A 14,048-nucleotide genomic window follows, 5' to 3' on the forward strand; every position below is an offset into this window, starting at 1 on the left:
CGCATATCCCGCGTTTGCCGGGCGTCCCGGTGCGCCGCAGCGAATTCGTGGCTTGACGATCCACTCGACGCCGCACAAGCTGAGACCTGTCTACCAGCACAGACTTCATCTTCATCTGTAGACGAGCGCTCAGCACGAGCCCTGTGCCACATCAACCGGAGGAACCAATGTCGTTTTCTTTTTCCCGTAGTACGAGGACACCCCGTGCTGTCGTCGCCGGCGCCGCGGTCGCCGCGAGCGCCGTGCTGCTGCTGAGTTCCTGCTCCGTCGCCAACTCCGAGCCCACGGACGGAGCCGGGTCAGCCGACACCATTCGCATTGTCCTGACCCAGGAACCGCCCACGCTCGAGGCCTGTGAGGCCAACCTCACCTCGACCGGCGTCGTAATGCGCTCGAACGTCACCGAGCCCCTCGTGGAACGCAACCCGACAACCGGTGACCTCGACCCGTTGCTCGCCACTTCGTGGGAGCAGACCAGCGACACAGAGTGGACCTTCACCCTCCGCGATGACGTCACCTTCTCCGACGGCACCCCTTTCAACGCCGAAGCGGCCGCCTTCACCATCGACCGGGCCGTCAACTCGGACCTCGCCTGCAACGTCGAGGGCTATGTCTTCGGCGACGACGACCTCGTCGTGAACGCCGTCGACGACACGACCCTCACGGTGACCACGGTGACGCCCGACCCGATTCTTCCGCTGCGCCTCTCGTTCCTTGAGATCGTTCCCACCGCGACGGATGCCACGGCCAAGGTTCGCGAGCCCATCGGCACCGGCCCCTACGCCATCGCGCAGTGGGATGCCGGCACCAAGCTCACCCTCGAGCGCAACGACGACTACTGGGGCGACGCCCCCGCCTTCGCGACCGCCGAGTACCAGTGGCGCTCCGAAGGAACCGTGCGCGCGGCCATGATCACGAGCGGTGAAGCTGACATCGCGATGGGCCTCGGCCCCGATGACGGCGCCGGCGACCTGGGCCTCGACTACCCCAACAACGAGACGGTCGCCTTGCGCATGACCGCCGAAATTGCACCGCTCAACGACATCCGTGTTCGTGAGGCAGTGAACTACGCCATCGACAAGTCGGGCATCATCGACTCCCTCTACCAGGGAGCGCACATCGCAGCCGCCCAGCTCGTGCCGGAGGGCATCGTGGGCCACAACGCCGACCTCGAGCCGTGGGAGTTCGACGTGGATAAGGCCAAAGCGCTCGTTGCAGAGGCCAAGGCCGATGGCGTGCCGGTTGACGAGAAGATCACCATCGTCGCCCGCAACGCGCAGTTCCCGAAGGTGTCGGAGATGTCCCAGGTGCTGCAGGAGCAGCTCACCCAGGCCGGCCTCAACGTGGAGCTCAAGATGGTCGACACCACGCAGCACCTGCAGTACCAGCTGCGTCCGTTCGTTGACAACGAGGGTGCCATTGCCCTGCTGATTCAGCACGGCAACCAGGCCGGCGACGCCCAGTTCAGTGCCGACCAATACATGACCACGACCGGAGCGCAGAGCGTCTACGGCACCGAGGCCTTCGACGCCCTGCTGGAAGCCGCGTCAATCAAGACCGGTTCCGAGCGCCAGGCAGCCTACGAGGACATCTTCGGGTACCAGAACGACGAAATCGTGCAGTTCGCCTTCATCTCGCACCAGACCGGCGTCATCGGCAAGACGGCGAACGTGGACTACACGCCGAACTCCTCCTCTGGCGACGAACTCCGCATCGCGGAGATCACTCCGGTCGCCTGACGCATCCGCTAACAGCTAGCTCAAGGTAGAAGACACTCATGCTGACATTCCTCAGACGGCGAATCGTCTCCAGTGCACTCCCCCTGCTCGTGGTGGTGCTCGGGGTGTTCGCCCTGGCGCGGCTGACCGGTAACCCGGCGAGCCTGTACCTGCCCCTGAACGCCACGGAGCAGATGCGGGCTGACTTCACGGAGAAGAACGGCCTCGACAACCCGATCTGGGTGCAGATGGCCGACTACTTCGGCGGGGTGCTGCGGTTGGATTTCGGTGAGTCTCTTCGCACGGGAGAGTCCGCAGCCGCCATGGCGCTGCGGGCCTTCCCTGCCACCCTCCAACTGGCCGGCACGACGATGCTTCTGGCCGTGGTGCTCGCGGTCATCGTCGGCAGCTGGGCCGCGCTCAAGCCCAACGGCATCGCTGACCGCATCTCGAGCTTCATCTCGATGGCCGCCGCGAGTGTTCCCGACTTCTGGCTCGCCATCATGGGCATCTGGGTGTTCGCCATCTCGCTCGGCTGGCTGCCCACCTCGGGTGTCGGCGGGCTCACCGCCTGGGTGCTGCCGATACTCACTCTGCTGCTGCGGCCGTTCGGCGTGCTCGTGCAAATCGTGCGCGGCGCCATGGTGTCGTCACTCTCCGAGCCGTACATCAAGCTCGCCCGCAGCAAGGGCGCGAGCGAATTTCGCGTCGTCACCCGGCACGCCCTGCGCAATGCGGCAGCTCCGGCACTGACCGTGGCCGGTGACCTGGCCGTTGGCCTGGTCAACGGCGCGGTCGTGGTCGAGTCGATCTTCGGCTGGCCTGGTATCGGAAAGCTCATGATCGATTCCATCCTGCAGCGTGACTTCGCCGTGCTGCAGGCGGCCGTTCTGCTCACCGCGATCTCCATCTTCATCCTGAACATTTTGATCGACCTCGGCTACGCCGGGCTTGATGCTCGAGTACGTCCCAACGGCAAACGCCCGAAATCGTCCAAAGCCGCCAGCGTCGCCGAGCCGAAGGAACGGAAAGTCCATGTCCAAACCACCCCGTAACGTCAACCAGTTGCCGACGGGTGGCCGTGCCATTGCCCCGCCCGGTACCGAGGCGATCGCGCTGCCTCGGCCAGACCAGGCCGACAAAAGGATCAGCCTCTTTCACCTGCTGGTCAAGGACCGCTTCGCGACCGTTGCAGCGCTCGTACTCGTCTTCGTCGGGCTGACCGCCCTGTTCGGGCCGACGCTGATGGGCGACCTCGCCACCCGCCAGGACCTGAGCGCAACCAACCGCCCGCCGTTCAGCCTCGGCGAGGGCTGGGCCTTCATCCTTGGCAGTGATTCGCTCGGCCGCAGCATGGTTGCCCGGCTGGTCGTGGCCACCCAGACCACCCTCTCGGTGGCGCTACCCGCCGTGGGAATCTCCCTCATCATCGGCTCGCTGTGGGGGGTCTGGGCCGGCTATCACCGCGGCATCCGGGAGACCATCTCGATGCGCATCGCCGACGTCATCATGAGCTTTCCGTCGCTGTTGCTCGCCGTTGTCATCCTCTACGTCTTCTCCCCAAGCGCCGCCAACATCGTGTTGATCCTCGCGGTCACCCGCATCCCGATCTACCTGCGCACCGCCCGCGCCGAATCGGCCGAGCTGCAGAGCCGAACCTTTGTCGACGCGGCCCGTACCTTCGGCACCAAACCGAACGCGATCATCCGTCGCCATGTCATTCCCGTGGTGCTGCCCACCCTGCTCACCCTCGCGACGCTCGAGTTCTGCTACGTGATGCTCGCCGAGAGCTCGCTGAGCTTTCTCGGCATCGGCATCCAGCCGCCGGACGTGAGCTGGGGCCTCATGGTCGCCCAGGGCCGCCAGTACCTGCAGACCGCGTGGTGGCTGTCCTTCTTCCCCGGACTCGCCATCGTGCTCACCACGGTGGCCGCCAACGTGCTCGCCGCCTGGCTGCGCATCGCGACCGACCCGGCCCAGCGCTGGCGGCTCACACTGCCCCGCAAACGGATGATCGTGCGCATTCCCGCGAAGGAGGTCCAGTGATGACCAGCCACACCCAAACCGCTACGGCGCCACGCGACCAGCTCACCGAGGGCGAGGTTGTGCTGACCGTGACCGGGCTCGACGTGGACATCCGTACCCCCAAGGGCGTGCTGAGGGCGGTCAATAATGTCAGCTTCGAGGCCCGCGCCGGCCGCACCCTGGCCCTGCTCGGCGAATCCGGCTGCGGCAAGTCGATGACGGCCAAGGCCGTCGCCGGGCTGCTCGACCCGGTCGCCGACGTCACCGGCGGAACGGTCGTGCTCAACGGCACCGACCTCGCCGCCCTGACCCCGAAGCAACGCCTGAAATACGCGGGGCCAGAACTCGGCATCGTCTTTCAGGACGCCCTCACCGCCCTCAACCCGGTGTACACCGTGGGTACCCAGCTCGGCGAGGCCTTCCGCATCCACCAGGGGCTCTCGAAAAAGGCCGCGAAGGTCAAGGCCATCGAGCTGATGCGCCATGTCGGCATCCCGCAGCCGGAATCCCGGGTGGATTCATTTCCGCACCAGTTCTCCGGCGGCATGCGTCAGCGCATCCTGATCGCCATGGCCGTAGCGCTGGGCCCGCGGCTGCTGATCGCCGACGAGCCCACCACCGCACTCGACGTGACCGTGCAGGCCCAGATCATGAAGCTGCTGCGGGACCTGCGCACCGAAAGCCACATGGCCGTCGTGCTGATCACCCACGACCTCGCCCTCGTGGCCGAAGAGGCGGACACCGTGGCCGTGATGTATGCCGGCAACGTCGTGGAGACCGGCCCAGTGCGCGAGGTCTTCGGTTCGCCGAAGCACCCGTATACCCGCGGCCTGCTGGACTCGGTGCCAGCCGACGTTGGCAGGGGCGCCGACCTCAAGTCCATCGCCGGGTCTCCGCCCGAACTCCATCGCATCCCCGAAGGATGCGTCTACCAATCCCGCTGTCCCCTCGTGCAAGACGTTTGCCGCGCCATTCGCCCGGCGCTCGAGCCGGAGGGCACTAACCGCACCGTCGCCTGTCACTTCTCGGCTTCGTCTGACACCAAGGAGCTGGACAATGTCTGATATCGCTGCACACTCTCTCACGGGTGAAACCACCGTTCCGTTGCTCGAGGTGCGCGGTCTGACCAAGAACTTTCACGTACCTGGTCGGGGCAACAACGTGCTGTGCGCGCTCGACAAGATCGACTTGCATGTTGGTCGCGGCGAGACGCTCGGTCTCGTGGGTGAATCCGGGTGCGGCAAGTCCACCCTCGCCCGCACGCTGCTCATGCTGGAACAGCCGGATGAGGGCACCATCCGGTTCGAAGGCTCAGACCCATTCGGCCTCAAGGGCAAGCAGCTACTGGCCTGGCGGCGGCGGGTGCAGATGGTTTTCCAGGACCCGTTCGCCTCCCTCAATGCCCGCATGACGGCTGGCGAGATCATCTCTGAGCCGTGGGCGACCCACACCGACCTGTACCCGACCAAGAAGGCCCGCGCAGCTCGCCTGCAGGAGCTGATGGAAATTGTCGGACTGCGCCCGAGCGACGCCGGCAAGTCCCCTCAGGAATTCTCGGGCGGCCAACGCCAGCGCATTGGCATTGCCAGAGCCCTGGCCCTTAATCCCGACGTCATCGTGCTCGACGAACCCGTCTCCGCCCTCGACCTGTCGGTGCAGGCGCAGGTGCTCAACCTGCTCAACGATCTGCAGAAGCGGCTCGGCGTGGCCTATATCTTCATCTCGCACGACCTGTCGGTGGTGCGCCACGTCGCCGACCGGGTCGCCGTCATGTACCTCGGCCGCATCGTCGAGACCGGTACCACTGAGCAGGTGTTTGAGCGGCCACGGCACCCATACACGGCAGCCCTGATGTCGGCATCACCGCAGCTGGACGTGACCGGCACCGCGCCACGCAACCGCATTGTGCTCGAGGGAGAAATGCCCTCACCGCTCGACCCGCCCTCTGGCTGCCGGTTTCGCACCCGCTGCTGGAAGGCCGAGGAGATCTGCGCGACGCTGGCACCGCCGGCAGCGAGCGCGCCCGACGATCCCCGGCACGTGGCCGAATGCCATTTTCCGATCGCTGCCGACGGAATGCCAGCGGCCGGCGGGCCGGTCAGACCCAGGAACGCGGTGAACCTGCTCGCACCGCGTCAGTGAGCGGAGTGGAGATCGCGATCATCGCGGTCGTGATCGTGGCGGCATCCGCTCTGCAAGCATCGATCGGTTTCGGCATGGGCATGCTCGCAGCCCCTGTCATCGGGCTCATCGACCCGACCCTGCTGCCGGGCACGATCATCCTGCTCGCCGTTGTCGTGACGGCGATGGTGGCCCTGCGGGAGCGGTCCCACCTGGATCTCCAGGGCGCCGGCTGGGCTCTGGTCGGACGTATCCCCGGGAGCGTCCTTGGAGCCTGGCTGGTGGTTGTGCTTCCGGCGAGCGGCCTGGCCTGGGCGGTGGCGGTCGTCGTTCTCGGCGGTGTGCTGATGGCCATGTCCGGCTGGGCTCCGATGCCAGGGCGGGTCTCCCTCATCACTGCCGGTGCCGCCTCCGGCGTGATGGGCACCGCCACGTCGATCGGTGGTGCCCCGATGGCCCTGATCTGGCAGCGTTCGCGCGGACCCCAGCTGCGCGGCACCATGAGCGCGTTCTTCTTGGTGGGCTCGTCGATCTCGCTGCTCGCGCTCGCTGTGCTCGGCACGATCGGCCGCGAAACCCTGCAACTCGCAGCGTGGATGCTCCCCGCCGTGATCGCCGGCTACCTCCTGTCGCGGTATGTCAACCGGTTCCTCGATCACCGCAGCCTACGTCTCACGGCCCTCACGGCATCCGCTCTGGGTGCGGTGCTGTTGATCACGGCGCAGATCCTGTAGCGCCCGCGCGAGTGATTTCCGCCAGGCGGAGTTCATCGCCCGACAGGGAATTCGGTTCAAAATCCACACTCGGAGATTTGCCGATCACGCCGCTCATCCGGGCGATATAGGCGAACTGGACCAGTTCTTCCTTCTCGTAGGCGAGTGCATCGGCAAAGGCGGCCTGGCGAGCCTCGCCCGTCGTTGCCGCCGCGTCCGCCAGCAGGGTGTCGAATGTCGATGTTCCAAACATGCTCATCGCTGCGCCCGTCGTCATATATGATTCGACGCTGAAAGAGGCGTCCCCGGCCTGATTGCCATGTTGGATCAGCATGGCAATTGCGCCCTCATTCAGAATGAATGGCCGCACCTGATACTGGAGACCAACAGAGGTCTCTGCGACCTTTACCTCTATGTTCAGGCCGGCCTGGCCAAGCTGTTCCTGAAGTACCTCAGTCATCTGGGCAATCTTAGGAAATTGGTCTGACCGCGCCACGATGGTGATCTTGTCATCCACCGGAACCCCATCGGCACGAGCGGCAGCTATCAACTGCTTTGCCCGATCCAAGTCGTATTCCCAGGGTTTGATGGACGGGTTGTACCCGACTACTCCCGGTGGGACCAACTGGTCGGCTGGTTCGCTGGCGCCCTCGTAGAGTGATCCGGTGATTCCGTCGCGGTCGATGGCGAAGTTTATGGCCTGGCGAACCCGAATGTCGTTCAGGGGCGCGATGTCTCCACTGAAACGCAGCGCTACCGTCTCGTTGTTGGGGTAGCTGAGGCCCAAATCGCCCGCGCCATCATCAGCACTCAGACTCAGCGCCAAGTCGGCTTCACCGCCGGAAACCATGGCAGCTCGTACCGTCCCCTCTGAACGCCACTGGTACTCGGCCGACTTATACGCGGGCGTTTCTCCCCAGTAGTCATTGTTGAGCGCGAGGACGATGTTGATCCCCGTCTTCCATTCCTTGATCGAATAGGGACCGGTGCCGACAGGTTCACGAACTTTTGCCCCCGCGTCGGTCGGTGCGCCAATCTCGATGAAGGACAGCCGGAGTGGCAGCACTGGGTCTGGACTCTCGGTTGTCACCACCAAGGTGGTGACATCGACGACAGTGAGCGTGAGATTCGGGTCGCCGAACATTTGTCCTTCGACGTCGCAGCCCAGGTCCAAGTTGACCGCCCGATCGATCGCGAATGCAGCGGCCTCGGCGGTGAACGACGTACCGTCGTGAAACTTCACATCGTCGCGCAGTGTGAAGGTCCAGTCGGTCTCGCCGGTCGCTTCCCAGCTGGTCGCCAGAAGCGGGTCCAGTTCGCCGGTCGTCGGGTTGCGTTCGATGAGTGGTTCGGTGACATTCGACCGAATGACGACGCCGGTAGACGACAACGTCGAATCACACGCTTCGAGCGTTGTGGGTTCGATGGGTAAGACGATGCGCACGGTATCAGCTGAGCTGCCAGGCGATTCAGAGTCGGCCACGCCGCACCCGCTGAGTAGCAGGGCAGTTCCGGCAGCCACGGCAATCGGCCAGCGCGTCCTGCCGCGCTTTCCTGACGGTGAAGTAGACATCATTGGGTTCCTCCAGTGCTCAGTTGAAATCAATTTCGTGCGGCCTCAGCTGGGGAAGGTCCGGCACGCGGTTCGTTTATGCTGACGATCATGAGTCATGTGTTCGACGCCGTATTTCCCGCCCCACTTCCTCCGCCCATCGACGGCCCCACTCGCGCCGACCTCGTGATCGATTCGTTGAAATCGGCAATCGTGTCTGGCCGCCTGAAGCCGGGTCAGATCTTGGTTGAAAGGAAGATCGCCGAGCAACTGGGCGTATCGAAGACACCGGTTCGCGAAGCGTTCATTGTGCTGGAGCGATCCGGGTTGTTGGCTGTTGAAGCGCGGCGAATTACCGTTCGGAGTTTGAGCTTCACGGATATTCGTCATATCTACGAAGAGCGCGTGCTGCTCGAGCCCTGGGCCATCGTCGACGCCGCTCGGTTTGATAGTAGATTTTCTGTCGCTGGACGAGCCTTGGTGGATGCCCGTGCGCACGCTGATTCGAATGACAAGGCCGCAGAGGCCATGGCAAATCGCAGGTTCCACCGCGGTATGTACGCGAGCAGCGAGAACGAATTCATAGTCAATTCGCTCGATGGCTTGCAAGACCTAACGGCACTCGCAGTGGCGGGAGTGCTGTGGGAACGATGGCCAAGGCGTGAGATCGAAGCTGGCGAGCACGAAGCCATCTACGATGCGGCTCGTAGTGGCGACGCGATCACGGCAGCCCAGCTCATGAGGGAACACATAGCCGCTTCCATCGTTAGAGTCTCGCGGAGTGAAGTTGGTCACTGAGCGTTTCTATAGGCTTCAAGGAGTTCTCCATTAGGTGGATAGGTCCCGCGCAGAGGGTTCCCTTCCTCTACTTTCAAGAGGATGAACTCTTCCAAGTTCTCCTGCAACAAGGCGTCTCGAGCCACGGATTCGACGAGGTTTCGCGGAATGCAGACGACTCCATCGCGGTCGCCAACCATGATGTCTCCTGGATAGATCGCGACTTCAGCGCAGGCGATGGGGACTTGAAAATCCACAACATGATGCTGGGCAAGATTGGTCGTCGGCGATGCGCCGGCCGAGAACGTCGGTAGGTCAAGGTGTTCGAAGCCGCCCATGTCACGAAAAGCCCCGTCCGTCACGATGCCCGCAGCACCACGTACCCTCAAGCGAGTTGCAAGGATGTGGCCAAGGGAGGCCGCTCTCTTCTTGCCGCGCGCGTCGATCACGAGCACTTGGCCTTGCTCTACCGACTCGACGCCACGACGCTGGGGGTGGTCGTAGTCCTGAAAGATGGCGGGTACGTCAATGTCCTCCCTCGAGGGAATGCTGCGCATCGTGAATGCTTCCCCGAGCAGTCTCTGCCGCGAGGGGTTCGAAGCCACCAGGCCTTCGAGATAGGTGTTGCGAAGCCCCCGCGCCAAAAGCTGCGTCGTGATGGTCGCCGTGCTGACGACCCCCAACGCCCGCATCGCGTCCGGGCTCACCGGTGGCAGTTCCTGAAACTCAGTGTGGTTTAGTTGCGCTGACAATGCTGGCACCGTTATGACCTCTCACGAAGGGCAGAACATCATTGTTCCGCTTCTGGTATACCAAGATACCACAAAGATGACCAGCTTCCCTGGCACTAGTGCACGACGCGGGCGAGTGGCCGACCGTGCGCGAGGTTGTCGACGTTCGCCGCGATATCGGCTGCGCGCAGTTGAAAGGTGCGCAGCGCGTGCCCGGAGTAGTGCGGGGTGAGCACGACCGTGTCGAAGTCGGCGAAGCGGGCGACGGCGGCCGGTGCCGCACCATCGCCACTCGGCGCGCCCCACCAGACGTCGAGCGCGGCACCCGCGATACGCTTCTCGGTGAGGGCATCCACGAGGGCGTCCTCGTCGATCAGCGGCCCGCGGGCCACGTTGATCAGGATGCCGGTGGGTCGCATCTGGCGCAGGGCACGTGCGTCGATGACCCCGCGAGTGGCCTCGCTCAGGGGTACCGTCACGACAACGACGTCGGAGCTGCCGAGTAACTCGGGCAGATCATCGAGGCCGCCGACCCAGTCGAGCGTGAGATCGCCTGGCACCGCGCCGGCCGGATTGTACCGAACGGCCCGCACCCGCATGCCGAGAGCGGAGGCCAGACGGGCAACCTCCTGCCCGATACCGCCGAATCCGAGCAAGCCGAGGGTGCGGCCGCGCAGCGTGCCATGGAATGGCACCGTCAGGTCGTTGGCCACGGTGCGCCACCTGCCGGCGCGCATGTCACGGTCGACCGGGATGACCCGTCGGGAGAGCATGAGTGCGGTCATGATGACGTGCTCGGCAATCGCCTCACCGTGGTGGAACGTGTTGGAAACGCGGGTGCCGGGTGCCAGGTCGGCGAGCGGGATCTTGTCGTAACCGGCTCCGGTGACGTGGACGAGTCGCAGACCAGGAGCCCTGACCGCCATCTGCGACGACATCGAGGAGCACACCAGCACGTCCGTGTCGGGGAGCGCTGCCAGAATCTGCTGCTCGCTCCAGGTATTCGCGATGGTCCACTCGGTGCCGCTGTCGGTCTGGTTCAGTTCGGTAGCAAAGCGGCTCATGATGTTGTCGGTCAGGAGCACCCGAAGCGGGGCGAGGGTGGGGGAGTCGATCACCAGCGCGGGCTCAGCAGCTCGTATTCCGGTTGCAGACTCTGCATATAGCCGGTGTCGTCTCGGTTGAGTAGACCGCATTTCAGGTATTGCTCGTGCAGGCGGGCGAGTGCGTCGCGGTCAAGCTCGACGCCGAGACCCGGCGTCGTCGGGACAGCGACAGCGCCCTGGTGAAACGACAGCACGCCCGGAACGATGACGTCCTGGTCGGTGTCCTTCCACGGCCAGTGCGTGTCGCAGGCGTAGTCGAGGTTGGGTGTGGCTGCGGCGAGGTGCACCATCGCCGCGAGGCTGATGCCGAGGTGTGAATTGGAGTGCATCGACAGTCCGAGACCGAAGGTTTCGGTGATGCCGGCGAGCGCCTGGGAACGCCGCAGCCCACCCCAGAAATGGTGATCGGAGAGGATGACGTCGACGGCACCCTCGCGCACGGCGGGGGCGACATCGTCGAAGCTCACCACGCACATGTTGGTGGCGAGGGGCATCGGCACCTCGCGGCGAACCGCGGCCATGCCGGTGATGCCGGGGGTGGGGTCTTCGAGATATTCCAGGACCCCATCGAGGACCTGCCCGACGTTGATGGAGGTGTCAACCGTCCAGGCGCCGTTCGGGTCGAGGCGCAGGGGATGGTTGGGGAAGGCCTTGCGCAGCCCGAGCACCGCGTCGATCTCCTCTTCGGGGGTGAACACTCCACCCTTCAGCTTGAGGGCGGTAAAGCCGAAGTCCGCGACCATGCGCTGGGCCTGCGCCACGATGCCGGCGGTGTCGAGCGCTGCGTCCCACGAATCCTCGTCCTGGCCAGGGTGGCCGGCCCACTTGTAAAACAAGTATCCGCTGAACGCGATTTCGCTGCGCACGGCCCCGCCGAGCAGGTCGCTCACCGGGCGGCCGACGACCTTGCCCTGAATATCCAGGGCGGCGACGTCGAAGGGTGACAGCACCCGGTCTGGCGTGCTCGAGCCGGTGACCATGCCGCTCATGCCGTGGCCGCCGACGGTCGTGTCGGCGCGCAGGGCGAGGATGATGCGTCGGCGCATCTCGCTGACGTTGAAGATGTCGACGCCGACGAGATCGCGAGCCACCATCCGGAGGCGGGCAATATGCGGGGCGTCGCCGTAGGTTTCACCGAGCCCGGTGAAACCAGAATCTGTTTCGATCTCCACGATCGCGCGCAGGGCGAAGGTTTCGTGCACGCCAACCGTGTTCAGCAGGGGAAGGTCGCGAAAGGCGATCGGGGTGATCGTGATTTTGGTCACGCGATGGCGTTCGGATGCAACGATGGGGCTGGTCACGGCTGGTACTCCTTCTAGCGAAACGGGGACGATGAATGGCGTGGCTGGCTGGCGCTCACAGCCACGCGGCGTCCTTAATCGGACGTACGATATTGCAGATCTTTTGAGCAGACAGGCGCAACGCGACCACGATTTGTCCCTCCAGCTGCGGGGTGAGCCTCGCGAGGGGAAGGGAGACGCTGATCGCATCCGAGGTCGGATCGGCATACGGAAGGGCGACGGCGAAACACTTCAGCCCGAGGGTGTTTTCCTCATTATCGATGGCGTAGCCGCGCGACCGCGTCTGCTCCAGGTCGGCATCAAGGTCAGCGCGCACGGTGAGGGTCTGCGGCGTCAGCGCGTGGGCATCCGCTGAAATATGAGCGTCAAGGTCTGCGCCACTGCGCTCGGCCAGGACGGCTTTGCCCAGAGAGGTGGCGAAGGCGGGCAGGCGCCGTCCGACCCGGCTGAGCTGGCGCGAATACCGGCTCGACTCGCGGGTGGCCAGGTAGACGATGTCGAATCCGTCGAGTCTGCCAAAGTGGAATGTCTCATCGAACTGTTCGTGGAGCTCGTGCAGAAACGTCTGCACGATGGGAAGATACGGGTCGGCGTCGAGGTAGCTGGTGCCGGCCAGTAGGGCCCGAATGCCGATCATGTACATGGACCCGGAGCTGTCGCTGCGCACCCAACCGTGCCTGGCGAGCGTTCGCAGCAAGGCGTGCAGGCTGCTGCGAGGCACATTCATTGCCTCGCTGAGCTCACGGATGCTGGTGGGCTGGTTCTGGCGGGCGGCCAGCCGTTCGAGCAGTTCGACCGTACGCGCCGCCGACTTCACCTCGCGCATCCCAGACTCCGCCGCGAAATCCGCGGCGGAGTCTGGCGTTGCGACAGTCGGCACGGTCACCGGCGGAACGGCTGAAATCGGCAAGTCAACTCCTTCGTCAGACACCCTTCCTTGGGCGCCAAGCTGCTGGTGAGCCTAGTCGAGCGCCGAGGATGCCGTCCACGTATATGGACAACGACTTCATCCGTGACAGCTAGCCGACCGGCACCGCGCGTTCGGCGAGCACCCGACGCCCGGCGGCGATAATGGTGACGAGCTCGGCCACGTGTTCGGATGAGGCATTGCGCAGTGGCGGCCGCACGCTGCCCGTTTCGATGCCTCCCAGTTGAGCGCCAGCCTTGACCAGGGCCACGGCGTAGCCGGGTGCTTGATCACGCAGGGCAACGAGAGGGTGGAAGAATTCGCGGTTGAGGGCATTCGTCAACTCGGTGTCGCCCGAGATCAGCGAGTCATAGAAGGCGACGGAGAGTTCGGGGGCAAAGGCGAAGGTCGCCGAGGAGTACAGTCCAACGCCGATGGCCCGATACGCGGCCTGGGAAGACTCGGCGGTCGGCAGGCCGTTGAAGAACTGAAAATCCTTCCCGGCGGCGGTGGTTGAATCCTCGACCGCCCGCACGATGCGGGACATGAGGTCGAGGTCGCCGACGCCATCCTTGAACCCGATGACGGTGGGAAAGGTCGAGACCTCGACGGCACTCGCCACGGTGAACTGGGCGTTACCGCGGTGGTAGACGATGATCGGCAGGTCGGTGGCGTCAGCGACGGCCCGCACATAGTCGAGCAGTCCCTCGGCCGGGCTGCCCACGAGGTAGGGCGGCAGCAGCAGCAGGCCGTCAGCGCCGGCATCCGCTGCCTGGCGGGCCATGAGCTTGGCCGACGCGATCGGGCCGCCGACCCCAGCGAAGACGGGAACCCGGCCAGCGGCGACGGTGACCGCGGTGGCGACGATCTCGGCGAACTCATCGACGGCGAGAGTATGAAATTCTCCGGTGCCGCAGGCCACAAAGATTCCGCCAGGACCGTAGCTGATCCCGTGTTCGAGGTGAGCGGTGAGCGCCTCGTGATTGACGGTGTCATCCGCATGGAATGGCGTAATCGGGAAGAACAATATTCCGTCGAGCACGGCGAAGCTCCTTTGGTCGGCTGCACGCTGCAGCGGCTATGTCGAAACGATAAAA

General features: G+C 64.5%; 13 protein-coding genes. 7 read left to right on the plus strand and 6 right to left on the minus strand.

The features are described from left to right. Positions 1-167 precede the first annotated feature (167 nt). The 6 genes from BMW72_RS02920 to BMW72_RS02945 are packed head-to-tail and all read left to right on the plus strand — an operon-like array spanning position 168 to position 6,598. Positions 168-1,739 (plus strand): ABC transporter substrate-binding protein, encoded by a 1,572-nt coding sequence (locus BMW72_RS02920; RefSeq protein ID WP_092107111.1) that lies wholly within the window; start codon positions 168-170, stop codon positions 1,737-1,739. A 38-nt stretch (positions 1,740-1,777) separates the two neighbouring features. Beyond that, complete coding sequence (locus BMW72_RS02925) at positions 1,778-2,773, plus strand: ABC transporter permease (RefSeq protein ID WP_092107113.1); 996 nt, start codon at positions 1,778-1,780, stop codon at positions 2,771-2,773. Beyond that, on the plus strand, positions 2,754-3,764 hold the full coding sequence (locus BMW72_RS02930) for an ABC transporter permease (protein ID WP_092107115.1): 1,011 nt from the start codon (positions 2,754-2,756) through the stop codon (positions 3,762-3,764). The genes BMW72_RS02925 and BMW72_RS02930 overlap by 20 nt, the downstream gene beginning before the upstream one ends. Continuing rightward, positions 3,764-4,807 carry an ABC transporter ATP-binding protein gene (locus tag BMW72_RS02935; RefSeq protein ID WP_092107117.1) on the plus strand — a complete coding sequence of 348 codons (1,044 nt, stop codon included), beginning with the start codon at positions 3,764-3,766 and terminating at the stop codon, positions 4,805-4,807. The genes BMW72_RS02930 and BMW72_RS02935 overlap by 1 nt, the downstream gene beginning before the upstream one ends. Further along, positions 4,800-5,885 (plus strand): ABC transporter ATP-binding protein, encoded by a 1,086-nt coding sequence (locus tag BMW72_RS02940; protein ID WP_092107119.1) that lies wholly within the window; start codon positions 4,800-4,802, stop codon positions 5,883-5,885. Before BMW72_RS02935 ends, BMW72_RS02940 begins: the two co-directional genes overlap by 8 nt. After that, the gene (locus BMW72_RS02945) at positions 5,882-6,598 is read left to right on the plus strand and encodes a sulfite exporter TauE/SafE family protein (RefSeq protein WP_092107121.1); all 717 of its coding nucleotides are present in this window, start codon (positions 5,882-5,884) and stop codon (positions 6,596-6,598) included. The genes BMW72_RS02940 and BMW72_RS02945 overlap by 4 nt, the downstream gene beginning before the upstream one ends. Here the strand turns inward: BMW72_RS02945 and BMW72_RS02950 are convergent. Then, the gene (locus BMW72_RS02950; RefSeq protein WP_198416335.1) at positions 6,579-8,153 is read right to left on the minus strand and encodes an ABC transporter substrate-binding protein; all 1,575 of its coding nucleotides are present in this window, start codon (positions 8,151-8,153) and stop codon (positions 6,579-6,581) included. The genes BMW72_RS02945 and BMW72_RS02950 overlap by 20 nt on opposite strands. Positions 8,154-8,240: 87 nt before the next feature. Between BMW72_RS02950 and BMW72_RS02955 the strand changes: the two genes are divergently transcribed. Continuing rightward, complete coding sequence (locus BMW72_RS02955) at positions 8,241-8,927, plus strand: GntR family transcriptional regulator (protein ID WP_167361058.1); 687 nt, start codon at positions 8,241-8,243, stop codon at positions 8,925-8,927. On the opposite strand, the gene BMW72_RS02960 is transcribed toward BMW72_RS02955, so the two are convergent. The 5 genes from BMW72_RS02960 to BMW72_RS02980 form a co-directional block, all read right to left on the minus strand. Continuing rightward, positions 8,921-9,613 carry a ribonuclease activity regulator RraA gene (locus BMW72_RS02960; protein ID WP_241983929.1) on the minus strand — a complete coding sequence of 231 codons (693 nt, stop codon included), beginning with the start codon at positions 9,611-9,613 and terminating at the stop codon, positions 8,921-8,923. The genes BMW72_RS02955 and BMW72_RS02960 overlap by 7 nt on opposite strands. Before the next feature lie 140 nt (positions 9,614-9,753). Next, positions 9,754-10,755, minus strand: a complete 1,002-nt coding sequence (locus BMW72_RS02965; protein WP_241983930.1) for a 2-hydroxyacid dehydrogenase — start codon at positions 10,753-10,755, stop codon at positions 9,754-9,756. Beyond that, entirely contained in the window at positions 10,752-12,044 is a 1,293-nt protein-coding gene (locus BMW72_RS02970) for a glucarate dehydratase family protein (RefSeq protein WP_166787730.1), read from the minus strand. The genes BMW72_RS02965 and BMW72_RS02970 overlap by 4 nt, the downstream gene beginning before the upstream one ends. A 55-nt stretch (positions 12,045-12,099) precedes the next feature. Beyond that, complete coding sequence (locus BMW72_RS02975) at positions 12,100-12,954, minus strand: IclR family transcriptional regulator (RefSeq protein WP_241983931.1); 855 nt, start codon at positions 12,952-12,954, stop codon at positions 12,100-12,102. A gap of 109 nt (positions 12,955-13,063) precedes the next feature. Beyond that, entirely contained in the window at positions 13,064-13,993 is a 930-nt protein-coding gene (locus BMW72_RS02980; protein ID WP_092107127.1) for a 5-dehydro-4-deoxyglucarate dehydratase, read from the minus strand. Positions 13,994-14,048 lie beyond the last annotated feature (55 nt).

Origin of the sequence: Cryobacterium luteum, assembly GCF_900110125.1 — a bacterium.
Lineage (GTDB): Bacteria > Actinomycetota > Actinomycetes > Actinomycetales > Microbacteriaceae > Cryobacterium > Cryobacterium luteum.